The 22,226-nt window shown below is 57.2% G+C and carries 20 protein-coding genes and 1 pseudogene; 11 read left to right on the forward strand and 10 right to left on the reverse strand.

What is annotated here, in order from left to right; genetic code table 11:
- A partial coding sequence (locus GS12_RS17025) for a FecCD family ABC transporter permease (RefSeq protein ID WP_034949091.1) occupies window positions 1–392 on the forward strand: 392 nt, incomplete at its 5' end.
- Window positions 385–1,164 (forward strand): heme ABC transporter ATP-binding protein, encoded by a 780-nt coding sequence (locus GS12_RS17030; RefSeq protein WP_034949093.1) that lies wholly within the window; start codon window positions 385–387, stop codon window positions 1,162–1,164. The genes GS12_RS17025 and GS12_RS17030, both read left to right, overlap by 8 nt.
- Window positions 1,165–1,491: 327 nt before the next feature.
- Here GS12_RS17030 and GS12_RS17035 read toward each other — a convergent pair whose 3' ends face one another.
- The 4 genes from GS12_RS17035 to sodA form a co-directional block, all read right to left on the reverse strand.
- Entirely contained in the window at window positions 1,492–2,547 is a 1,056-nt protein-coding gene (locus GS12_RS17035; RefSeq protein ID WP_034918066.1) for a sugar ABC transporter substrate-binding protein, read from the reverse strand.
- Between the two features lie 43 nt (window positions 2,548–2,590).
- On the reverse strand, window positions 2,591–3,589 hold the full coding sequence (locus GS12_RS17040; RefSeq protein WP_034949095.1) for an ABC transporter permease: 999 nt from the start codon (window positions 3,587–3,589) through the stop codon (window positions 2,591–2,593).
- On the reverse strand, window positions 3,586–5,091 hold the full coding sequence (locus GS12_RS17045) for a sugar ABC transporter ATP-binding protein (RefSeq protein ID WP_034949097.1): 1,506 nt from the start codon (window positions 5,089–5,091) through the stop codon (window positions 3,586–3,588). Before GS12_RS17045 ends, GS12_RS17040 begins: the two co-directional genes overlap by 4 nt.
- A 291-nt stretch (window positions 5,092–5,382) precedes the next feature.
- Window positions 5,383–6,000 (reverse strand): superoxide dismutase [Mn], encoded by a 618-nt coding sequence (gene sodA / locus GS12_RS17050; protein WP_034949120.1) that lies wholly within the window; start codon window positions 5,998–6,000, stop codon window positions 5,383–5,385.
- A gap of 196 nt (window positions 6,001–6,196) precedes the next feature.
- On the opposite strand from sodA, the gene GS12_RS17055 reads away from it, so the two are divergent.
- Window positions 6,197–7,177, forward strand: coding sequence for an alpha/beta hydrolase (locus GS12_RS17055; protein WP_034918073.1), 981 nt, complete (start codon window positions 6,197–6,199; stop codon window positions 7,175–7,177).
- A 63-nt stretch (window positions 7,178–7,240) separates the two neighbouring features.
- Here the strand turns inward: GS12_RS17055 and GS12_RS17060 are convergent, their stop codons facing one another.
- Window positions 7,241–8,284, reverse strand: coding sequence for an alpha/beta fold hydrolase (locus GS12_RS17060; RefSeq protein ID WP_052118506.1), 1,044 nt, complete (start codon window positions 8,282–8,284; stop codon window positions 7,241–7,243).
- A 154-nt stretch (window positions 8,285–8,438) separates the two neighbouring features.
- Here GS12_RS17060 and GS12_RS17065 point away from each other — a divergent pair, with 154 nt between their 5' ends.
- Window positions 8,439–9,287, forward strand: a complete 849-nt coding sequence (locus GS12_RS17065) for a LysR family transcriptional regulator (RefSeq protein ID WP_034918075.1) — start codon at window positions 8,439–8,441, stop codon at window positions 9,285–9,287.
- Window positions 9,288–9,296: 9 nt separating this feature from the next.
- Here GS12_RS17065 and GS12_RS17070 read toward each other — a convergent pair whose 3' ends face one another.
- Together GS12_RS17070 and fdhD are read right to left on the reverse strand one after the other, a co-directional pair.
- The gene (locus GS12_RS17070) at window positions 9,297–9,503 is read right to left on the reverse strand and encodes a hypothetical protein (RefSeq protein WP_034918078.1); all 207 of its coding nucleotides are present in this window, start codon (window positions 9,501–9,503) and stop codon (window positions 9,297–9,299) included.
- Window positions 9,500–10,294 (reverse strand): formate dehydrogenase accessory sulfurtransferase FdhD, encoded by a 795-nt coding sequence (gene fdhD / locus GS12_RS17075; RefSeq protein WP_034949123.1) that lies wholly within the window; start codon window positions 10,292–10,294, stop codon window positions 9,500–9,502. Before fdhD ends, GS12_RS17070 begins: the two co-directional genes overlap by 4 nt.
- A 174-nt stretch (window positions 10,295–10,468) precedes the next feature.
- On the opposite strand from fdhD, the gene fdnG reads away from it, so the two are divergent.
- From fdnG to selB, 7 genes are all read left to right on the forward strand, one after another.
- On the forward strand, window positions 10,469–13,516 hold the full coding sequence (gene fdnG / locus GS12_RS17085; protein ID WP_152601433.1) for a formate dehydrogenase-N subunit alpha: 3,048 nt from the start codon (window positions 10,469–10,471) through the stop codon (window positions 13,514–13,516).
- Window positions 13,517–13,528: 12 nt separating this feature from the next.
- Window positions 13,529–14,425 carry a formate dehydrogenase subunit beta gene (gene fdxH, locus GS12_RS17090; protein ID WP_034949099.1) on the forward strand — a complete coding sequence of 299 codons (897 nt, stop codon included), beginning with the start codon at window positions 13,529–13,531 and terminating at the stop codon, window positions 14,423–14,425.
- On the forward strand, window positions 14,425–15,075 hold the full coding sequence (fdoI, locus tag GS12_RS17095; protein ID WP_034918084.1) for a formate dehydrogenase cytochrome b556 subunit: 651 nt from the start codon (window positions 14,425–14,427) through the stop codon (window positions 15,073–15,075). The genes fdxH and fdoI overlap by 1 nt, the downstream gene beginning before the upstream one ends.
- Entirely contained in the window at window positions 15,075–16,001 is a 927-nt protein-coding gene (fdhE, locus tag GS12_RS17100; RefSeq protein ID WP_034949101.1) for a formate dehydrogenase accessory protein FdhE, read from the forward strand. The genes fdoI and fdhE overlap by 1 nt, the downstream gene beginning before the upstream one ends.
- A gap of 72 nt (window positions 16,002–16,073) precedes the next feature.
- On the forward strand, window positions 16,074–16,682 hold the full coding sequence (locus GS12_RS17105; protein WP_034918088.1) for a glutathione S-transferase: 609 nt from the start codon (window positions 16,074–16,076) through the stop codon (window positions 16,680–16,682).
- Window positions 16,683–16,694: 12 nt separating this feature from the next.
- A complete protein-coding gene (gene selA, locus GS12_RS17110) occupies window positions 16,695–18,074 on the forward strand; it encodes an L-seryl-tRNA(Sec) selenium transferase (RefSeq protein WP_034949103.1) in 1,380 nt (459 codons plus the stop codon).
- The gene (gene selB, locus GS12_RS17115; RefSeq protein WP_034949104.1) at window positions 18,071–19,906 is read left to right on the forward strand and encodes a selenocysteine-specific translation elongation factor; all 1,836 of its coding nucleotides are present in this window, start codon (window positions 18,071–18,073) and stop codon (window positions 19,904–19,906) included. The genes selA and selB overlap by 4 nt, the downstream gene beginning before the upstream one ends.
- A 480-nt stretch (window positions 19,907–20,386) precedes the next feature.
- Here the strand turns inward: selB and GS12_RS17120 are convergent, their stop codons facing one another.
- From GS12_RS17120 to GS12_RS17125, 3 genes and pseudogenes are all read right to left on the reverse strand, one after another.
- Window positions 20,387–20,824 carry a hypothetical protein gene (locus GS12_RS17120; RefSeq protein WP_052118507.1) on the reverse strand — a complete coding sequence of 146 codons (438 nt, stop codon included), beginning with the start codon at window positions 20,822–20,824 and terminating at the stop codon, window positions 20,387–20,389.
- Window positions 20,825–20,827: 3 nt separating this feature from the next.
- Window positions 20,828–21,415 carry a hypothetical protein gene (locus GS12_RS23060; RefSeq protein ID WP_152601434.1) on the reverse strand — a complete coding sequence of 196 codons (588 nt, stop codon included), beginning with the start codon at window positions 21,413–21,415 and terminating at the stop codon, window positions 20,828–20,830.
- Window positions 21,412–22,056, reverse strand: a pseudogene (locus GS12_RS17125) (type VI secretion system Vgr family protein); the annotation flags it as partial. The gene GS12_RS23060 and the pseudogene GS12_RS17125, both read right to left, overlap by 4 nt.
- Between the last annotated feature and the right edge of the window lie 170 nt (window positions 22,057–22,226).

The following is a 22,226-nucleotide window of genomic DNA, read 5'->3' on the forward strand; positions in this document are numbered from 1 at the left end:
TGCTGGCGACGCAATGGCAGGCCCGGCGGCTTAATTTACTGCAACTGGGTGATGAGGAAGCTCACTACCTTGGCGTGGATGTACGTCGTACCCATCGTATCCTGCTGGTACTCAGCGCGTTGATGGTTGCTGCCGCAGTGGCGGTGAGCGGAATCATTGGTTTTGTCGGGCTGGTGGTACCGCATCTGATCCGGCTGTGTATAGGCGGCGATCACCGCTGGCTGCTGCCGGGCGCGGCATTACTCGGTGCTATTCTGTTACTGCTGGCTGATACCATCGCCCGGACGATGGTGGCGCCGGCTGAAATGCCGGTGGGGCTGTTGACCAGCCTGCTGGGTGCTCCGTGGTTTTTATGGCTGATCCTGCGTCGCCAGGAAGGTCGATATGAGTAACGTTTTACAGGCAGTTGGCGTTTCTTATCGGGCCGGGCAGAGGCTGCTCATTGATGATGTGTCGTTGACGCTGCAACCGGGCGAAATGGTTTCTCTGATTGGTCCAAACGGCGCAGGAAAATCCACCTTACTGAGGATGCTGACCGGTTTTCTGCCAGCCAGTGAGGGGATGTGTATCCTTGGCGACCAGCGGATTGAATGCTGGCCGCGCGATCGGCTGGCGCGCAGCAGGGCGGTGATGCGTCAGCAGAGCCATATGGAATTTGCCGTACCGGTGAGGGACGTAGTGGCAATGGGCCGGGCGCCCTGGCCGGGGCGGGGCGGCCAGCGGATTATCGACGAAGTAATGCAGCTTACGGGCTGCGACGATCTGAATGAGCGCGACTACCGCCACCTTTCCGGAGGCGAACAGCAGCGGGTTCAGCTGGCGAGGGCGCTGGTGCAGCTGTGGCACACTGATGGCCCACAGGGCTGGCTGTTTCTGGATGAGCCAACCTCTGCGCTGGATCTTTACCACCAGCAGCATGCGTTAAGACTGCTGCATCAGCTTACCCGCAAGGGGCAGCTGACGGTATGTTGCGTACTGCACGACCTGAATCTGGCAGCGCTATGGTCACACAGAATATTGTTGCTGCATCAGGGCTCCCTGGTGGCAACTGGCACGCCAGCAGAGGTGATGACCGAAGAGACGTTAACCCGCTGGTATCAGGCCGATCTACAGGTTCATCATCACAGCCAGGACGCGGTGCCGCAAATCGTCCTGCGGCGATAGGCTTTCGCCGTTATCAGGCCGCCGCCAGACGCTGTTAATGAAAAACATATCTGTGCCACACGCTGTAATGACAATCCATAAAGACGACTTACGCGATGCTTAAGGGATTAACGTAATGCGTAGGTTGCGCAACGGTCAGGCCGAATCGTTTTTTTAGGCCGTTTCCGGGCGAGATGGGTTTTATGCGAAGAATCTTTGAAACAGAAGGCTTTTCCATCGCGCATTCATATTTGCAGCAGTGCCGTACCGGGCGCCTGACGTTAACAACCACGCTCCTGCGTCGAAAATTTCCTCAACGAAGGAGCGTGCAATCAGTGCGGATATACCTTATTTCTTCCCGTATTTTGCCTCAAGCGTCGCGAACCACGGCGCGATGAAGTCAGGCGATTCGCCCCAGCCCGGAATCACCTTATTCAGGCTGGCGACGTTTGCCGCACCGCCCAGCTGTGACTGCGAAATAGCCGCAGCCTTAAACTCGTAGGTGGCGGGCGTCGTTTCGCCGCCGATTTTGTTTGCGATCAGGCGCATATTAATGGCGCCAATCAGCTTGCTGTCCACCGCCACGGTCTGCTTCCACGGGCTGTCCTTCTGGCGCATCAACTGAAGATCCTGATTCGATACGTCAATGCTGTAGAGCTTCACCTCGGTGCGGCCATTCTCCTGTAGCGCTTTATACGCGCCCTGCGCGAACGCATCCCACGAGCCCCAAATGGCGTCGAGCTTGCCCTTTGGATATTTGGCGAGAATGGCGCCCACTTTGTTCGCGGTATCGCCCTGCACGTCAGACGAAACGGCGCCAACAGACTCCAGCTGATGAATACCCGGATTGGCCTTCAGCACCTTCTCATACACCACCTGGCGGCGTTCCATCGCCGGGAAACCCGCCACCCAGAGCTTAACAATGTTGGCTTTACCGTTGGTATCTTTCAGAAGCTGATCCAGCGAAAGCTGCGCCAGCGAGGCGTCATCCTGCGCGGTAACGGTCACGCCCTCCACCGACTGATTGACCGGCGTATCGAAGACGGAAACCTTAATGCCTGCGGCGGCGATGCGCTTCACCAGTTCGGTGGAGTAAGGATCTTTGCCGTGCGACAGAATGATGCCGTCATATTTCTGACTGATGGCCTGGTTCACAAAGTCCTGAAAACGCGCGTCGTCGCCGTTGCTCAGAAAGGTGCTGACCTTAAAACCCAGCTTGCGTCCCTGCTGAATCGCACCGGCAACAAACTGGGTGGTGTTGTCATCCGATCCCAGATTGCGGATCACCGCGACGCGCACCGGGCCGTCATGACCGGCAATGGCTTTCGGCACGGCGGCGGAGGGTTCGGCAAACGCCGGCGCGATGGAAAGCAGGCAGAGCGCCATTGGTAGTAGTTTTTTCATTATTATCATTCCCCGTAAAGTGGCTTGCGCCGTCAGCGCGTCTCTATCGACGCTGTATGTAAGTCATTGCCAGCGCAACGGCCAGCACCAGACCTTTAATGATATCCATCGCGTAGTAAGGCACAGAGAGCATCACCAGCCCGTTCTGTAATACGCCAAGGATCACCGCGCCCAGCAGCGTGCCGAGCGCGTTGGGCTTGCCCGCCCCGGCCAGCGACAGGCCGATCCATGCGGCGGCTACCGCATCCATCAGGTAACCGCCGCCGGCGTTAACCTGCGATGAGCCAATACGCGATGCCAGCAGAATGCCGCCCAGCCCTGCCAGCAATGAGGCGATAACATAGGCCAGCACGCGGTAGCGATGGGTGCGAATCCCCGAAAGCCTTGCCGCCTCCGGATTGCCGCCGATAGCGTACATGCGGCGGCCATGTTTAGTGAGCGACAGCCCGAGCTGCGCCACCGCGGTCACCACCAGCATAACGATCACAATAATGGGCACCTGGCCAAGCAGTGAAAAGCCCGCCGGAATGGTGCCTTCCGCCATGTCGCCGCTCGGCAGCACCATGTTTTCCGTAATCGATCCGCCGAAGCTCCAGGTCATCGCCACGCCCTGCACGATAAACAGGCTGGCAAGGGTGGCCAGCATGTCGGGAATTCTCAGGATGACGATCAGAAAAGCGTTAAACAGGCCGATCAGCATGCAGAGCGCGAGGGTGATCAGGATTGCCTGCGTGGTGCCGAAGCCATACCAGACGAACAACGAGATCACCAACGCGTTCGCCAGCGAAGCGGTTGAACCCACCGACAGATCGAAGCCGCCAATGGTCAGCGAGATGGATACGCCGATGGCGATCACCGTGACAATGGCGATCGAGCGCAGAATGTTAATGATGTTGTTCGGTTCAAGAAAGCTGTCCGACGCCAGGCCAAACGCGGCAATCAGCGCCACCACCGTCAGCAGCATGCCCCACTTATAGAGGAAGTCGAAGATCTGATGGCGCAGCGACGGCGCAGCGTTTATAGAGAGTTCTTTGCTGCTCACGCAGGTGTTCCTCCGGTGGAATAAAGTAGAAGCGTCTCTTCGTCGGTCTGGCTCGCAGCGACTTCCGCCACGATGCGACCATCCCAGAGCACGCAGATGCGATCGCACAGGCCAATCAGTTCGGCGAATTCGCCGGAGGCGTAAATAACGCCTTTTCCTTCGCGGGCCAGCCCGTCAATCAGTTCAAACAGATCGGTTTTGGCTTTGACGTCGACGCCTTTGGTTGGCTCATCAAAGATCAACACGTCCGCGTCGTTGCGCAGCCACTTGCCGATAGCGACTTTTTGCTGATTGCCGCCCGACAGGCGACGTAGCTGCTGCTGCGGCCCGGTCGTGCGCACGCCCAGCTTTTGGATAACCTCTTCCGCCCAGCGCCGGGCCTGACGATGATCGAACAGGCTCCAGCGGGAAAAGCTGTTATCGGCGGTGACGCTGAGGTTCATCGCCACCGACTCTTCGATAAAAATGCCCTCTTTGCGCCGCTCTTCCGGGATCAGCGCCAGGCGGTTTTCTACTGACCGATGCGGCGAGCGCGGTTTCCACGGCCTGCCGTGCAGTTCGCCGCGCGTGATACGGCTACGGCTGGCGCCGAACAGCGCTTTGCAGAGTTCAGTTTTCCCGGCACCCGCCAGCCCGGCAATGCCGAGGACTTCCCCTTTGCGCAGCGTCAGCGAGATATCGCGAAGCAGATGCTCGTCGTGCAGCCCCTGAATGCTGAGCAGCGTGTCGGCGCTGAACGGCGGACGTCGCGGGGGATAGATATCATCCAGCCGATGTCCCAGCATCTTCTCAACAATCTGCTCGCCGCTGAGCTGCGCCATTGGCACGCTTTCAATCAGGCGGCCGTCGCGCAGCACCGTCAGCCGGTCACAGATTTCACGCAGCTCGTGAATGCGGTGCGAGATAAACACCACGCCGATACCGCTGCGTTGCAGGCGGCGTACGACGGCAAATAAGCGCTCACTTTCATGCTGATCCAGCGGCGCGGTGGGCTCATCAAGAATTAAGAAACGGCAGTGGTGCGACAGCGCGCGCGCCAGCAAAATTTGCTGCTTCTCTGCCAGCGAGCAGCGGTCAACCGCGCGCCGCAGATCCAGCGAGACGTCAAGCTGGGCCAGCATCGCGGCCGCCTGGCGACGGATTTCGCCCCAGCGCCAGAGCTGGCCGCCCTCCGCGAGTCGATCCAGCATGATGTTTTCCGCGACGCTGAGCGTTGGCACCAGCGCCACATCCACCTCCTGCTGCACAAGGTGTATGCCGAGCCGTTTGGCATCGCGCGGCGAACGGATCTCCACCGGCTGGCCGTCGAGCAAAATGGTGCCGCTGTAATGACCGTATGCACCGGACAGCACCGCCATCAGCGTCGACTTGCCCGCACCGTTGGCGCCGGTCAGCGCATGCACCGACCGCCCTTCAAGACTGAAATCGACGCCGGAAAGCGCGTTAAAACCGCCAAACGCGATGGAGATTTGACGCATTTCTAAGCGGTTGGCCGCATTCACAGGTGCGTCTCCTCTGGCAGATGAAAGATCGTTGTCCCGCATTTTTTATTGGAAGCGCGTGGCTGACAACGAACGAAAGCGCATAAGCTAACACAAAAAAGTATTAGCCATACAGACGTCCAGGCGTTTAAGCGGTTAACGCTGTGTTACAGGCAGACCGTAGCAGAAACACGTGCTTAACAGATAAATCGGAGTCTTTCATTTCGGAGGAAGGAGAAGCGGCAGTAAAAATATCAGGTTCAGGCAAAAAAAACCGGCGAACGCTGTCGCCGGTTGAGGTCAGTGAGACGCTTATTTTGCTGCGGCGAAACGCGCTGCGGCTTCGTCCCAGTTCACCACTTCCCAGAACGCCTTAATATAGTCAGGGCGTTTGTTCTGATATTTCAGGTAGTAAGCATGTTCCCATACGTCCAGACCGATAACGGGCGTTCCGGACGCGCCAGAAACGGCTTCGCCCATCAGCGGGCTGTCCTGGTTGGCCGTAGAGACGACAGCCAGCTTGTCGCCCTTCTTAACCAGCCATGCCCAGCCGGAACCGAAACGGGTGGCAGCCGCTTTTTCAAACTCTTCTTTGAATTTTTCCACAGAACCGAAATCACGCTCGATAGCCGCTTTCAGTTCGCCGCCCAGCGTGGTGCCGGTTTTCAGAGCTTTCCAGAAGAAGCTGTGGTTAGAGTGGCCGCCTGCGTTATTGCGCAGCACGGTTTTCTTGTCGGCAGGTACCTGATCCAGTTTGGCGATCAGCTCGTCAACCGGCAGATCGGCGAATTCGGTGCCTTCCAGCGCGGCGTTCGCATTGTTTACGTAGGTCTGGTGGTGTTTGGTGTGATGGATTTCCATCGTCTGCTTGTCGAAATGCGGTTCCAGTGCGTCGTATGCGTAAGGCAAGGATGGCAGTGAATAACTCATGTTCATCATCTCCATTTAATGTTGGGCGGCGCTTTCTGTTAGCGCCACGTAAGCAGTCGGATCATTATAGTTAAATAAACTCGCTCTAAAAGGTTTATCAATGCCCCGACGTTGGTAAGGGTTTAGCTGACGCCTTTTATCAGAACAATCGCACAGCTTCTATACTGGTTAATGAACCTTAACAGTGGAGAAGACTATGTCCGTTAACGCGATACCCCCTGAACACGCTGCAACAGAGAAAGTGGTGACCGCTTTTCTCGAACAACTTAACGGTGCCGGTAACCCGCCCGTCAATTCGCTCTCTCCGGATCAGGCCCGACAGGTTCTTACCGATGCGCAAAAATCCGTACCGGTTGACTTAAGTGGTATTGAAGAGAGTGAACAGACCGTCACGCTCAGCGGGCAGGATGTACTGTTGAATATTGTGCGCCCCGCTGGCAAGCAGAATGAAACCCTGCCGGTTTTCATGTTCTTTCACGGCGGCGGGTGGATCCTGGGTGATTATTTTACCCACAAACGTCTGGTGCGCGACCTGGTGGTGCTGAGCGGTGCCGCAGCCGTTTTTGTCAATTACACGCCTTCACCGGAAGCCCATTATCCGGTAGCCATCAATCAGGCGTACCAGGCAACGCAATGGGTGGCAGAAAACGGGCAGAGCCTGCTGCTGGATGGCTCCCGCCTTGCGGTGGTCGGGAACAGCGTAGGCGGCAATATGTCTGTTGTGGTCAGCTTACTGGCAAAACGTAATGGTTCTCCGCGTATTTCTTTTCAGGGACTGTTGTGGCCCGTCACCAACGCAAGCTTTGATAATGAATCCTACCAGCGCTTTCCCGAAGGGTATTTTCTCACCCGCGACATGATGAAATGGTTCTGGGATGCCTACACCACCGATCCCGGAGAACGGGCTGAAATTACCGCGTCTCCGCTTGGCGCAGACAAAGCAGAACTGGCCGGCCTGCCGCCAACCCTGATTCAGGTGGCTGAGTTTGATGTTTTGCGTGACGAGGGCGAACAGTTCGCACAAAAACTCGACCAGGCCGGCGTAGAAGTCAGCTGCGTTCGCTACAACGGAATGATCCATGACTGGGGATTACTGAATCCGCTGGCGAAGTCGCCCGGCACGCAGGCGGCACTGCGTCAGATGGCAGGCGAACTGAAAAAATATCTGAAAATATGATCCGTTGCTACCCATCCGGTTTCAATAGAGAAGAGGTAAATGCGCCCCGCGGGGGCGCCTGAATTATCCATCCTGAAGATTATTCTCCTGAAGCCAGGTACGGATGGCCTCAATATGTTCTTCTTTACGCTCAAGCGGCAACCAGTGCCCGGCGGGCATATTCAGCACGGTAAGATCTGCGCAGGCTGCGCGCATCGGATCGCCCTGGTGATTTCCGGTAATGCTACAGATTTGATCCCAGTCGCCATTAATAAACAGTACCGGCTGTGACAAACGTCCACCGTTGGGCGCCTTTCGCGCGTAAGCCACGTTAGCGTCATCGTTCAAATACCAGGCACAGGGCGGTCTGAAGCCATGTGAATGAAACGCCTCTGCCAGCACGTCGAAATCCGCTGGCGGCCAGAGGGCCGGATCGGGGTCGACAGGCGGTGCGCGGTGCGCGGTGCCAAAGCGCCCTCCGTTACGCGACACCACGGCATTCGGCGAAACCTTACCAACGGCATCCCGGGTACCCGACCGAAAGATCGATGCCAACGATGCTGACTTGTCTGCATCAAGATCGGCCACCGCCGCCTCGAAATGGGTCGTGTAGTAGCGATAATAGTCCCACTGACCATCCGGATACTGGTCTGCCGGATAAATTTCCCGGTCCACCAGCGGCACGAGGGTGGGAAGCGCATTTGCGTCAGGAAAATAGGCCAGCGAAGTGAGTACCACACCGCGACTGCGCCAGGGGTGGTGTGCGGTTAATTGACCCGCCACAACGCTTCCCCAATCATGACCAACCCAGATCGCTGGCCCGCCGCCAAGGTGATCATGCAGTTCAGTCATATCTGTCACCACATTTTCAATGGTGTAAGCAGCCTCGTCTTCAGGCCGGGACGAACCCCCATAACCCCGCAGATCGGGGGCAATGCAACGCCAGCCCTCTGCGGCGAATGCGTCCATCTGTGCCCGCCACATCAGGCTGATACCCGGCCAGCCGTGCAGAAAGAAAATCAGCGGCGCGTCAGCCTGGCCACATGTCAGGTAGTGCGTGGTGTGCCGGGCCGAACGATAATACTGCGGCACGATAAAATCCGTCGCGCCAGGTACAAAAAAAGCCATACGCGTACTCCTTATGAAATGAAAATCTGCCCTCAACGCCCGTCGGTCACAGTGAGCCCCTACCTGGAAAGGCTGCACACTTTAAAGTCATTCTTACCTTAGATATAATGAATGAGTTATTCCATACGGGAATTAATGTTTCAGATATCATCATATGAATATATCCAACAATCTTGATCCCACCTTGCTGCGGGTATTTATTGCCGTATGCCAATATGGCAGTTTAAGCCGGGCGGCGGCGGAATCCGGCCGCGCCCAGTCAGCCCTCAGTGCCCAAATCATTCGCCTTGAAGAGCTGCTGGGTGTACGTCTTCTCCACCGTACCGGACGCGGCGTGCGACCAACGGCAGAGGGAGAGATGTTTTTGTCCTACGCACGCCGAATTATTTCTTTGGGGGAAGAAGCCGTCCTCCAGTTGCAAAGCTGGTCAGAAACCGGAACGGTCAGCGTAGGCATTCCGGAGAACCACGCGCTTATGGTGCTCCCCGATGCCCTCTCCCGAATACGGCAGTTGTTACCCGGCATGCATGTGCGCATTGTGGTGGATTACGACGAGAGGATAGCCGCCGGATGGCAGAGCGGAAATTTCGATATTGCCATTGGCGCAACACAGTTTTTCAGCACAAAGCCCGAGAAAAGTTGGCTGTCCCGCCCCTGCTGGGTGTGCTCAACGGACCACGCGCCCGACACGAATCAGCCTCTGCCGCTTATCGTTTACGGCGAAACCTGCTATATGCGAAAAATGATGCTGCACGCACTTTCCGATGCGGGGCTCGAATACAGAATCGTGCTGACCAGTTCAAATATGAGCGCCATTTCTGCCGCCGTTGAAAGCGGCCTGGGGATCGCGCTCGTTGCGCCGGATATATTCAGACAGAGTACGATGAAAAAACTGTGTCTGCCGGTTCCCGAACTAAGTCTCAGCTACGGCATGTACGTCACACCCCGCCGAACGGCAGTCGTCAGAGCGGTACTGGAAATCCTGGACAGGTATTTTTATTGAATCTTACGGTCAACCCAACACCAGCACCTTTGACGACGCATGGTGGATATTGACGTTCATCGTCAACAAGCCTGCCTCCTCAAGACGAGCGAACCCGGCATCGGCGTCCAAAAGCGGGTAAGGGAAATAAAGTCCGTCGGGCGGTATTGGCTGCTGATGAAAGCCAAAGGCCCGGTAGTTTTTAACAATCATCGCCACACCCAGGAAAAACCTCACACCAGCCGCTGCGGATGCGTGTAGATCGTCGCGCGGCCAGGTTTACTGAAGCCCACCAGGGTCAGATTGCTGCGCCGGGCCACCTCTACCGCCAGGCGCGTGGCGGCGGAAACGGCAAACAGGATCTCCACGCCGCACATGGCGGACTTTTGTACCATCTCATAGCTGGCGCGACTGGAAACCAGCACGGCGCCCTGCTGCCAGCCAGGCTGCCCGCTCCTGGCGCCTAACAGTTTATCCAGCGCCACGTGCCTGCCGACGTCTTCATAGCCCCCCGTGAGATTGCCACCGGGCATTATCCACGCCGCCGCGTGGGTGCAGCCGGTCAGCTCGCCCACGGGCTGAAAACGTTTAAGCTGAGACAATGCCCGATCAAGCTGCGCCAACGCGAAGGTCTGGCTGAAGGGCAACGGCGCGATGGGTTTACCAATTTCACCCAGTTGATCCACGCCGCAGACGCCGCAGCCGGTGCGGCCCGCCATGGCGCGTCGCTGGGTTTTCAGCGCCGCAAAGCGTCGGCTGGAGAGCTCAATCTGCACTTCAATGCCACCGCAGGCGTGGACGACATCCATGCCATAAATATCGCCAGGCGACGCGATAATTCCTTCCGACAGTGAAAAGCCGAGCGCAAACGCCTCCAAATCCTTTGGCGTGGTCATCATCACCACGTGAGAGATACCGTTATAGACCAGCGCAACCGGCACTTCGTCCGCCAGCCAGTCGTTTTCAGGCGCGTCAAGTGCGGCGCGCGTCCACACCGGCAACTGACCCGCTCCTGCGATCTCACTCACATTCTGGAAACATTCACTTTTATCGTTCACTAATTAACCTGTTGTTTACATCGACCCTATAGTAATTATGGTATTATGCCGATTACATAGGTTCAGCGATGTGAGCAATTCTGAACCTCTGCGCGTTTTACCGCAAAAAAATAATTAAGCAATGTCGAAACAGGATTTATAGCCATGAATGTCAGCAGAAGAAGCTTCTTCAAGATCTGCGCTGGGGGAATGGCAGGAACGACGGCGGCGATGCTGGGCTTTGCCCCAGCCGCTGCGCTGGCGGAGACGCGGCAGTACAAGCTACTGCGCGCCCGTGAAATACGTAATACCTGCACCTACTGCTCCGTCGGCTGCGGGCTGTTAATGTACAGCCTTGGCGATGGCGCTAAAAACGCAAAAGAGTCTATTTTTCATATCGAAGGCGACCCGGATCACCCGGTCAGTCGTGGCGCGCTTTGTCCGAAAGGCGCAGGCCTTATCGATTTCATTCATAGCGAAAGCCGGCTGAAGTATCCTGAATATCGTGCGCCAGGATCGGATAAATGGCAGCGCATTAGCTGGGAAGATGCATTTTCACGCATTGCCCGCCTGATGAAAGCGGATCGCGACGCCAACTTTATCGAAAAAAATAAAGACGGCGTCACCGTCAACCGCTGGCTGAGCAGCGGAATGCTGTGCGCCTCGGCTTCCAGCAACGAAACCGGTTATTTAACACAGAAATTTACCCGTTCGCTCGGCATGCTTGCCGTCGACAACCAGGCGCGCGTCTGACACGGACCAACGGTAGCAAGTCTTGCTCCAACATTTGGTCGCGGTGCGATGACCAACCACTGGGTTGATATTCGAAATGCGAACTTAATTATTGTGATGGGCGGTAACGCCGCTGAAGCGCATCCGGTTGGATTCCGCTGGGCGATGGAAGCCAAAATTCACAATAAGGCGAAACTGATCGTTATCGATCCGCGCTTTACGCGCACCGCATCGGTAGCCGACTTTTATACGCCCATCCGCTCCGGCACCGACATCGCTTTCCTGTCGGGCGTGCTGCTGTACCTGATCAGCAACGAAAAAATCCAGCGTGAATACGTTGAGGCGTATACCAACGCCAGCCTGATCGTGCGTGACGATTACCACTTCGAAGACGGCCTGTTCAGCGGCTACAAGGAAGAGGTTCGCAACTACGATAAAACGTCCTGGCACTATGAACTGGATGAAAACGGCTATGCCAAACGCGACGACACGCTCAGCCATCCGCGCTGCGTGTGGAATCTGCTGAAAGAGCACGTCAGCCGCTATACGCCTGATGTGGTTGAGTCGATCTGCGGCACGCCAAAAGCAGACTTCCTGTATGTCTGCGAACTGCTGGCCGAAACCAGCGCGCCCGATCGCACCGCATCGTTCCTGTATGCGCTGGGCTGGACGCAACACTCTGTGGGCGCGCAGAACATTCGCACCATGGCGATGGTTCAGCTGCTGTTGGGGAATATGGGCATGGCGGGCGGCGGCATCAACGCCCTGCGCGGCCACTCCAATATCCAGGGGCTGACCGACCTTGGCCTGCTGTCGCAGAGCCTGCCGGGCTACCTGAGCCTGCCCGCCGAGAAGCACCCCGATCTGGAGACCTATTTTGCCGCCAACACGCCGCGGGCGCTGCTGCCGGACCAGGTCAACTACTGGAGCAACTATCCCAAGTTCTTTATCAGCCTGATGAAAGCGTTCTATGGCGATAAAGCGCAGAAGGAGAACAGTTGGGGCTTTGACTGGCTGCCGAAATGGGACAAAAACTACGACGTTTTGCAGTACTTCGAGATGATGTCTCAGGGCAAAGTGAACGGCTATTTATGCCAGGGATTTAACCCGCTTGCCTCCTTCCCGAATAAAAATAAGGTGGTGAAGGCGCTGTCTAAACTGAAGTTTTTGGTGACTATCGATCCGCTGCTCACCGAAACCTCCAATTTCTGGCAGAACCACGGCGAGTTTAACGATGTCGATCCGTCGACGATTCAGACCGAAGTGTTCCGCCTGCCGTCAACCTGCTTTGCGGAAGAGAACGGCTCAATCGTCAACTCCGCCCGCTGGTTGCAGTGGCACTGGAAGGGCGCAGACGGTCCTGGCGAATCGCGCAATGATGGCGAGATCATCGCTGGTATTTTCCTGAAACTGCGTGAAATGTACGCCAGCGAAGGCGGCGCGCTGCCGGAGCAGGTGCTGAACATGAGCTGGAACTATCTGACGCCGGATAACCCGGCGTCAGAAGAGGTCGCCATGGAAAGCAACGGCAAAGCGCTGGCCGATATCGTTGATGATAAAGGCGTAGTGCTGGCGAAGAAAGGCCAGCAGCTCGGCACTTTCGCACATCTGCGCGACGACGGCTCGACCTCCAGCGGCTGCTGGATCTTCGCCGGGAGCTGGACGCCTGACGGCAACCAGATGGCGCGCCGCGACAACACCGACCCTTCCGGTCTGGGCAACACCCTGAACTGGTCATGGGCATGGCCGCTTAACCGCCGCATTCTGTACAACCGCGCTTCGGCCGATCCGCAGGGCAAACCGTGGGATCCGAAACGCGAACTGATGCGCTGGAACGGCACGAAGTGGGCCGGGCAGGATATCCCGGACTACAGCACCGCCGCGCCGGGCAGCGGCGTCGGACCGTTCATTATGCAGCCGGAAGGCATGGGGCGTTTATTCGCTATTGATAAAATGGCGGAGGGCCCGTTCCCTGAGCACTACGAGCCGTTTGAAACACCGATCGGCACCAACCCGCTGCACCCGAACGTTGTCTCAAACCCGGCGGCGCGCATCTTCCAGGACGATCTGGCCGCGCTGGGCAAAGCGGATAAGTTCCCGTATGTCGGCACCACCTATCGTCTGACCGAGCACTTCCACTACTGGACCAAGCACGCGAAGCTCAACGCCATCGCGCAGCCGGAGCAGTTTGTGGAGATCGGCGAAGGGCTGGCTGGCAAGTTGGGCATCGTGCAGGGCGACACCGTTAAGGTCAGCTCCAACCGTGGCTATATCAAGGCGAAAGCGGTGGTCACCAAGCGTATCCGTACCCTGACGGTACAGGGTAAACCGGTGGATACCATTGGTATTCCGATTCACTGGGGCTTTGAGGGCGCAGCGAAAAAAGGCTTTATTGCCAATACGCTGACGCCGTTCGTCGGTGACGCCAACACGCAAACGCCGGAATTTAAAGCCTTCCTGGTGAACGTGGAAAAGGCCTAGCGGAGAGAAAATATGACTTATCAGTCACAGGATATTATCCGTCGCTCCGCGACAAACGGCTTCACGCCCGCGCCTCAGGCAAGGGACCACCAACAGGAAGTGGCGAAGCTGATTGATGTTACCACCTGCATCGGCTGCAAAGCCTGTCAGGTGGCCTGCTCGGAATGGAATGACATTCGGGACGAGGTCGGTCACAACGTCGGGGTTTATGATAACCCGGCCGACCTGACCGCCAAATCCTGGACGGTAATGCGCTTTTCCGAGGTGGAAGAGCACGGCAAACTGGAATGGCTGATCCGCAAGGATGGCTGCATGCACTGTGCCGATCCGGGCTGCCTGAAGGCGTGTCCGTCCGAAGGCGCAATTATTCAGTATGCTAACGGCATTGTCGACTTCCAGTCAGAGCAGTGCATCGGCTGCGGCTACTGTATCGCAGGTTGCCCTTTTGACGTGCCGCGCCTCAATAAAGAGGATAACCGCGTCTATAAGTGCACGCTGTGCGTCGATCGTGTCGCCGTCGGTCAGGAACCTGCCTGCGTGAAAACCTGCCCGACCGGCGCGATCCACTTTGGCAGCAAAGAGGATATGAAAAACGTCGCGGCGGAGCGCGTGAGCGAACTGAACAGCCGCGGTTATGAAAACGCCGGACTGTACGATCCGTCAGGCGTTGGCGGCACGCATGTGATGTATGTGCTGCATCATGCCAACAAACCGCAGCTTTACCACGGTCTGCCAGAGAATCCGACCATCAGCCCGGCCGTCACCTTCTGGAAAGGCATCTGGAAACCGCTGGCCGCCATCGGTTTTGCGGCAACCTTTGCCGCCAGCGTCTTCCACTACGTCGGCATCGGGCCGAATCGGGTGGAAGAAGGGGATGAAGACGACCTGCACGATAAGGAGGAGCGGTAATGAAAAAGCGTCATCACAACCGCATTCAGCGCTACAGCGCGCCGGAGCGTATTAACCACTGGATTGTGGCATTCTGCTTTGTGCTTGCCGCGCTCAGCGGGCTGGGGTTCTTTTTCCCGTCCTTTAACTGGTTAATGCATGTGTTGGGCACGCCGCAGCTGGCGCGCATTCTGCATCCGTTTGTCGGCGTTATCATGTTTGTGGCTTTTCTGCTGATGTTTTTCCGCTACTGGAAATACAATTTCGTCGATCGTGAAGACGTGATTTGGGCAAAGAACATCCACAAAGTCATCCAAAACGAGGAAGTCGGCGACATCGGACGCTATAATCTGGGGCAGAAGTGCGTGTTCTGGGCGGCGATCGCCAGCCTGGTGCTGCTGCTGGCAAGCGGCGTGGTTATCTGGCGGCCTTACTTCGCGGGTGCGTTTCCTGTTCCGGTGATTCGCCTGGCGCTGCTTGTTCATTCGGTGGCAGCCGTCGGGTTAATCATTGTCATCATGGTTCACGTTTACGCCGCGCTTTGGGTGAAAGGCTCAATCACCGCGATGGTGGAAGGCTGGGTCACCACCGCCTGGGCGAAAGAGCACCATCCACGCTGGTACCGCGCTGTTCGCGCCCGGCAAACGATAAAACAGGAAAAACGTCCCTGATGAGTATTCGCATAATCCCGCAAGATGAGCTGGAGAAAAGCGACAGAAAAACGGCGGAGATGATTCCGCCGTTACTTTTCCCAAGGCTGAAAAATTTATACAGCCGCCGCGCCGCGCGTTTACGGCAGCTGGCGGAGAAAAATCCGCTGGGCGACTATTTACGCTTCACCGCCGTGATCGCCAGCGCACAGGAGATTGTGCTGTACGATCACCCGTTGCAGATGGATTTACATGCCCGGCTGGTGGAAACCGCGCGTCAGGGCAAACCGCCGCTGGATATTCATACGCTGCCGCGCGATGGGCACTGGCAGCGGCTGCTGCACTCGTTGATTGCGGAACTGAAACCGGAGATGACCGGCCAGGCGCTGGCGGTGCTGGAAAACCTGGAAAAAGCGTCCGCACAGGAGCTGGAAGCCATGGCTTCCGCGCTGTTCGATAACGATTTTGCCCGCGTCAGCAGTGATAAAGCGCCGTTTATCTGGGCCGCGCTCTCAGTTTACTGGGCGCAGATGGCCGCGTTAATCCCCGGCAAGGCGCGCGCGGAGTATGGCGAACAGCGGCAGTTCTGCCCGGTTTGCGCCAGCGTGCCGGTGACCAGCATTGTCCATATGGGCACGCAGCACGGCGGCTTACGCTACCTGCACTGCAACCTGTGTGAGAGCGAGTGGTACGTGGTGCGCTCAAAATGCACCAACTGCGAGCAAACGCGCGATCTGCACTACTGGTCGCTCGACAGCGAAACCGCGCCGGTCAAAGCGGAAAGCTGCGGCGACTGCGGCACCTATCTCAAGATGCTCTATCAGGAGAAAGATCCGGCGGTAGAGCCGGTGGCGGACGATCTCGCCTCGCTGGTGCTGGATGCGCGCATGGAGCAGGAGGGCTTCTCTCGCAGTAGCCTCAATCCCTTCCTCTTTCCAGGGGAGTAACCCAACCACGCTTGTTTCAGGTAACATTATCCGCAGGCCGGTTTGTCCGGCCGCTTCAGGAGAAATCGTAATATGAAACTGATCGGCAGCTACACCAGCCCCTTTGTGCGGAAAATTTCGGTGATCATGCTGGAAAAAGGCATCACCTTTGAATTTATTAACGCCTCGCCGTGGACAGACGACAGCCCGGTGCCGCAGCACAATCCGCTGGGAAAAATCCCCGCGCTGGTCACGCCCGACGGCACCTGGTATGAATCGCATATCATTGCCAACTTCCTGGAACAGATGGATATTGCCCCGGCGCTCATTCCCCGTGACAAACTGGCCGCGCTGAAGGTGCTTCAGCTCCAGGCACTGGCGGACGGCATTGGCGATGCGGCGGTGATCCTGGTGCGTGAAAGCATGCGTCCGGCAGAAAAACAGCTTGAAGAGCAGCTGATCCGCCAGCGTGAAAAAATCCTGCGTGGACTTGATGTGCTGGAGGCCGCCGCCGCCAAAGGCGAGGTGTTGAACAGTGACACGCTGAACGTCGCCGACATTGCGACCGCCTGCCTGATCGGCTTTTTGAATTTTCGCCGCGTGGTGCCGGGCTGGTGCGTCAACCGCCCCGCGCTGGTTAAACTAACGGAAAAAATGTTTGCCCGTGAAAGTTTTGCCCGCACCACGCCACCTTCGCCCTGATACCATTAACCCATGAATGCACTCTTCAGCCAGCTTCCCGCCGTTGACAGCCTGCTCCGCGATCCCGCAATGGCAGGCCTGCTCTCTCTTTATGGTCATCAGCACGTTACCGGCACGTTACGCGCCCTCCAACAGGAGGCGCGGGAGAGCATCCTGACGCGGCAACAGCTTCCTGATTGGTGTGCCGACTGGCCGCAGGCCACATCGCAGCGGCTGGCGCAGCAGCAACGCACCGCGCTGCGTCCGGTTTTCAATCTGACCGGCACCGTGCTGCACACCAACCTCGGGCGTGCGCTGCTGAGCGAAAGCGCAATTGCGGCGGTGACCAGCGCGATGCGCTCGCCGGTTACGCTGGAGTACGCGCTTGACGAAGCGGAGCGCGGTCATCGCGATCGCGCCATTGCCCGGCTGCTGTGCCGGCTCACCGGGGCGGAAGATGCCTGCATCGTTAACAATAATGCGGCGGCGGTGCTGCTGATGCTGGCCGCGCTGGCGCCGGGAAAAGAGGTGGTGGTCTCGCGCGGCGAACTGGTGGAGATCGGCGGCGCGTTTCGTATTCCTGACGTTATGACGCAGGCAGGCTGCCGTCTGGCGGAAGTGGGCACCACTAACCGTACGCACCTGAAAGATTACCGTCAGGCGGTGAACGAAGAGACCGCGCTGTTGATGAAGGTGCACACCAGCAATTATCAGATCCAGGGCTTCACGAAATCGGTCAGCGAGCAGGAGCTGGCCGCGCTGGGCACCGAACTGAACCTGCCGGTTATCAGCGATCTCGGCAGCGGTTCGTTAATCGACCTGAGCGAATATGGCCTGCCTGCTGAACCCATGCCGCAAAACCTGCTGGCGGCCGGCGTCAGCCTGGTGAGCTTTTCCGGCGACAAGCTGCTCGGCGGCCCGCAGGCCGGTATTATCGTCGGTAAAAAAGCACTGATCGACCGTTTGCAACAGCATCCGCTGAAGCGCGCGCTACGCGTTGATAAAATGGTGCTGGCGGCGCTTGAGGCCACGCTCAAGCTCTATCTGCACCCGGAAAAACTGAAGGAACAACTGCCGACGCTGCGCCTGTTAACCCGTCCGCCCGAAGAGATAGCGCAGCAGGCGGAACGGCTGCTGCCGCAGCTTGACGCACGCTTCGGTGAGCAATTTTCGCTGGCGATTGCCCCCTGTTCATCGCAAATCGGTAGCGGTTCGCTGCCGGTCGATCGTCTGCCCAGCGTGGCGATAACCTTTACGCCGCGCGACGGACGCGGCGGCACGCTCGCCAGCCTTTCCACCCGCCTGCGCCAGGCCGCAGTACCGGTAATTGGTCGCGCTCAGGCGGGACAACTCTGGCTGGATCTGCGCTGCCTTCAGGACGAATCACTGTTTATGGAGGTGCTGACCGCATGATTATCGCCAGCGCTGGCCATGTCGATCATGGCAAAACCGCTCTGCTTCAGGCTATTACCGGCGTGAATGCTGACCGTCTGCCGGAAGAGAAGGCGCGCGGCATGACCATCGACCTCGGTTATGCCTACTGGCCGCAGCCGGACGGACGGGTTATTGGCTTTATCGATGTCCCGGGCCATGAAAAATTTCTCAGCAATATGCTTTGCGGCACCGGCGGGCTGGATCATGCGCTGCTGGCAGTGGCGGCAGACGACGGCGTCATGCCGCAAACCCGCGAGCATCTGGCGATTTTGCAGCTGAGCGGGCGACCACCGCTCACCGTTGCGATCACCAAAGCGGATCGCGTGGATGCGACGCGCCTTGAAGAGGTCAACGAACAGATACGGACGCTGACCCACCTGCTGGGCTGGTCGGATATCGCCATTTTTATTACCAGCGCCACGGCGGGAACCGGCATCGAACCGCTTGCCGCGCATCTCAGCCAGCTACCGGAGCGTGACATCACGCTGGATCGTCCTTTCCGCCTGGCAATCGATCGGGCGTTTACCGTTAAAGGCGCGGGCGTGGTGGTAACCGGCACCGCGCTTGGCGGTCAGGTTCGCGTGGGTGACAGACTGTGCCTGAGCAGCAGCGAGAAGCGCGTACGCGTGCGCGGCCTGCACGCGCAGAACCAGCCGACCGATTGGGCGCGAGCGGGTCAGCGTATTGCGTTAAATATCAGCGGCGATATTGAAAAAAGCGACCTGTCGCGCGGCGACTGGCTGCTGGCTGAGAAGCCGGACGCGCCCGTCGATCGGGTAATTGTGGCGCTGGAGCAGCACCAGCCGTTAAAACAGGGACAGTCTTTGCATCTGCACCACGCCGCCAGCCACGTTACCGGACGCGTTTCGTTGCTGGACAGCGACCTCGCCGAACTGATCCTCGACACGCCTCTCTGGCTGGCGGACAACGATCGGCTGATCCTGCGCGATATTAACGCGCGCGAAACCCTTGCCGGTGCGCGAGTGATCCAGCTGTGGCCGAAAAAACGCGGCAAACGTCAGCCGGACTACCTGGCCTGGCTGCATGCGTTAGCAGAAGCGAATGAGGAACACCAGACGCTGTCGCTGCTGCTTCAGCGGCCGATGCGCGTCAGCGATCTCGCCTGGACACGACAGCTCACCGTCACGGCGCTTGAAGCAGCTATGGCGGCGCTTCAGCCGGTCAAAGCAGGTCGTTACCTTCTGCTGCCCGAAACGGCAATCGCCTGGCAGCAGAAGGTGCTCAGTACACTTGGAGCCTGGCATCAGGACAACGGCGACCGCCCCGGCCTGGGGCGTGAACGCCTGCGTCGCGTTACCCTTCCGGACCAGCCGGAAGAGGTTGGATTAACGCTGATTGACCTGTTAACGGGGCAGGGCCGGCTCAGCAATAATCGTGGCTGGCTGCATCTGCCCGGCTTTATGATGCGTTTTGAAGCGGACGAGCAGGCGCTTTGGCAGCGCGCGGAGCCGCTGTTTGCCGATGAGGCGTGGTGGGTGCGGGATATCGCAACGTCGCTCAACGCTGAAGAAACGCTGACAAGGCGCACGCTGCGTAAGGCTGCACAGGCGGGACTGATCGTCGCCATTGTGAAAGATCGCTATTTTTCCGGCGATCGGATGCAGCAGTTCGCCGATCTGATCCGATCGCGCGCCGCCGGGGGCGAAAGCACCAGTGCGGCAGACTTCCGCGATCGGCTCGGCATTGGCCGCAAACTGGCGGTACAGATTCTGGAGTTCTTCGACCGCAGCGGATTTACCCGCCGTAAAGGTAATGCGCATCTGTTGCGCGATGAGCGGCAGTTTGAGTAAGCGTGGCGTGAAGACATATGCATGCAGAAGTTGAGTTATTACTCTTCAATGTACGCCGTTGCAAAGCAGTCACTGCGACCATATGCCGTGCTGTTTTACCTTAACCACACCCTCTTTGATAATGGTGAGCGAGGGTTCATTAACGGTCAGAATAAACTTCTCCCCGTCGCTTTTTTTTTCAAATTGATAGTCCGTCGCGGGGCAGGCATCCTGTTCACAAGCCGCCCTGTTCACTACGCCTGTGATACCGAAACGAGGATTACCAGAACTGTCTTCATCGATATATAATGCGCGATTGCAAATATTATAACTGTCTGAACATACTAACATTACTCTTACTGATATCGAAAAATGTTAATAACTGCGTCCATGCTATTGTATTTATTAAGTTCATTATAGTGATCCCCAAAAGAATAGGGTTAGAAAAAAATCAACAATAATATTATAGATTTATGAAAATTATTTAACACAGGCACTCCTTTATTTCTTATGTTTTAGCTTCATAAATTCTGCTGCTTCTCGCTCGTAACGAACTTGCAACCCTTTATTATAAGCTTCTGACCATGTCATTCTAATGCCATCTACGCTGGTCATAGTCTTTCCATATATAATATTATCATAGGTTATCCGGGCATTTTTTAATTGCTCCCGGAAATCTTTTGGACTTAAACTCTCGAGAAGTTCGGCATTTTCACTCGTAATTTTTGAAGATTTTACGAAATCACCTGAAACCATTGAATTCAGGATGGCCTGTGCTTCGCCAACCCCGCGCATATGCGCCAGCGACATGACCGCAGCCTGCTTTTCTGGATCGGAGAAATTTAGTGCTCCGGCTTTTCTGGCACTTTCATTCATATATTTTGACACCACCGCAAACTCCTCTGAACTGCCTACACCATACTTTCCTCTTGCTGTCATGATTTATTCATAAGCGGGTCCGAATCCTTTGCGAAATCCATAGGCTTCAGGAATGCCGCCCTGTATGTGATGAATACCCTCAGATTTCATGATTGATTTCACCACCCGGCGATCAAGCCTGTTTTCTAATGGCTGCTTTTTCGAAACCGGAGGCACTCGCTGTATCGCTGCGGGTTTGCTTACGGGAGCAGCGTTCCCTGCGGGTTTCTGCACGCTCTTCTTAACTTGTGCTTTCTGCTGCGGATCAAACAGTGCCTCCACTGCGCTGACAATATCTTTTTTATGTCCGGCCCCCGGCGCGGCGGTCGCCGCGGCCGTGCCGTCGTTCAGGTTCAGCTTACCGTCTCTGGTATTGATGTAGCCGTGCCCCTCCACAAATATATTAAAACCTTTCCCGGTCATGTTTATCTGCCCGGCCGCCGTCAGCTCAATCGCGCTGTCACCACACACCAGCCGCAGCGTGGTTCCCGACCCCAGCACGTACTCATCAACCGCGGCATCGCTTTTTCTGCCCCCGGTCAGCACCGTTTCATTCGCCTTCACCCCCTGGATGCGACCGCCCGCCACCCGGTGCGCTTCATTTTCACCCACGAGCCGGTAAGCCCTTCTTCCGACGTGCTGCCGCCGGAAGCCGTGACGTGGTAAGGGATACTTTCATAACCGGGAAACGGCGTGTGCTGCTCTGCCGCGTCCGCCAGCACCAGCGTGTGGCTGTCTGCCGCATGGCGGAAGTACCAGTAGATGCCTTCCAGCGCCATCAGGCGGCTGATGAATTCAAAGCTGTTTTCCTGGTACTGCACGCAGTATTCCCAGACGCGGTAGCGCCCGCGCAGCTGGTCTTCCACCGTCACCCCGTAGCCGCCCAGCACCGTTTTCACCATCTGCGGCACCGTCTGTCCCTGAAAAATGCGCTGGTTCCTGTCGCGGGTCAGCGGCCACAGGTCAGATTCCACGGTGAGGGTGTAAACGGCGTAGCGCGTGTCGTTCAGCGCCTGACTGCCGACCGAGACGGCGGTGATTTTTCCGTTGAAATAACGCGGCGCGCTGACCAGGCCCGGCAGGGGCACGGTGACGGTGACCGGTTTGCCGAGGAGCGCCCGGCCGTCAACGCGGGCGTCCTCGCCCAGCAGTTGCAGCGTGAAGATGAAGGCGCCGGAGAGGGCCTCGCTGCCGCCGAATTTCCAGAAGCGCAGACCTTCCACCGGCAGCTGCGCGGTAATGCGATATGACATAACGACGTCCCTGTTTCAACACGACTAACGCGATCCTGCGAAAAGTAAGGCCAAAGGATACGTAAAAATCAGTGTAAAAAAAGAACAATCAGATCCATTCATATTTATAAAATACAAAAAAGGAACGTATCTCGCAGTTTTACCCCTTGAGGGGTGATTAACGCCTCTCC

Source organism: Erwinia oleae (assembly GCF_000770305.1).
Classification (GTDB): Bacteria; Pseudomonadota; Gammaproteobacteria; order Enterobacterales; family Enterobacteriaceae; genus Erwinia; species Erwinia oleae.

Coding starts and splice junctions, on each gene's coding strand:
- GS12_RS17035 (WP_034918066.1), bottom strand. CDS start 2,547: ATGAAAAAACTACTACCAATGGCGCTCTGCCTGCTTTCCATCGCGCCG.
- fdoI (WP_034918084.1), top strand. CDS start 14,425: ATGAAAAAGCGTCATCACAACCGCATTCAGCGCTACAGCGCGCCGGAG.
- GS12_RS17065 (WP_034918075.1), top strand. CDS start 8,439: ATGAATATATCCAACAATCTTGATCCCACCTTGCTGCGGGTATTTATT.
- fdxH (WP_034949099.1), top strand. CDS start 13,529: ATGACTTATCAGTCACAGGATATTATCCGTCGCTCCGCGACAAACGGC.
- GS12_RS17030 (WP_034949093.1), top strand. CDS start 385: ATGAGTAACGTTTTACAGGCAGTTGGCGTTTCTTATCGGGCCGGGCAG.
- fdhE (WP_034949101.1), top strand. CDS start 15,075: ATGAGTATTCGCATAATCCCGCAAGATGAGCTGGAGAAAAGCGACAGA.
- sodA (WP_034949120.1), bottom strand. CDS start 6,000: ATGAGTTATTCACTGCCATCCTTGCCTTACGCATACGACGCACTGGAA.
- GS12_RS17120 (WP_052118507.1), bottom strand. CDS start 20,824: ATGACAGCAAGAGGAAAGTATGGTGTAGGCAGTTCAGAGGAGTTTGCG.
- selA (WP_034949103.1), top strand. CDS start 16,695: ATGAATGCACTCTTCAGCCAGCTTCCCGCCGTTGACAGCCTGCTCCGC.
- GS12_RS17105 (WP_034918088.1), top strand. CDS start 16,074: ATGAAACTGATCGGCAGCTACACCAGCCCCTTTGTGCGGAAAATTTCG.
- GS12_RS17055 (WP_034918073.1), top strand. CDS start 6,197: ATGTCCGTTAACGCGATACCCCCTGAACACGCTGCAACAGAGAAAGTG.
- selB (WP_034949104.1), top strand. CDS start 18,071: ATGATTATCGCCAGCGCTGGCCATGTCGATCATGGCAAAACCGCTCTG.
- GS12_RS17060 (WP_052118506.1), bottom strand. CDS start 8,284: ATGGCTTTTTTTGTACCTGGCGCGACGGATTTTATCGTGCCGCAGTAT.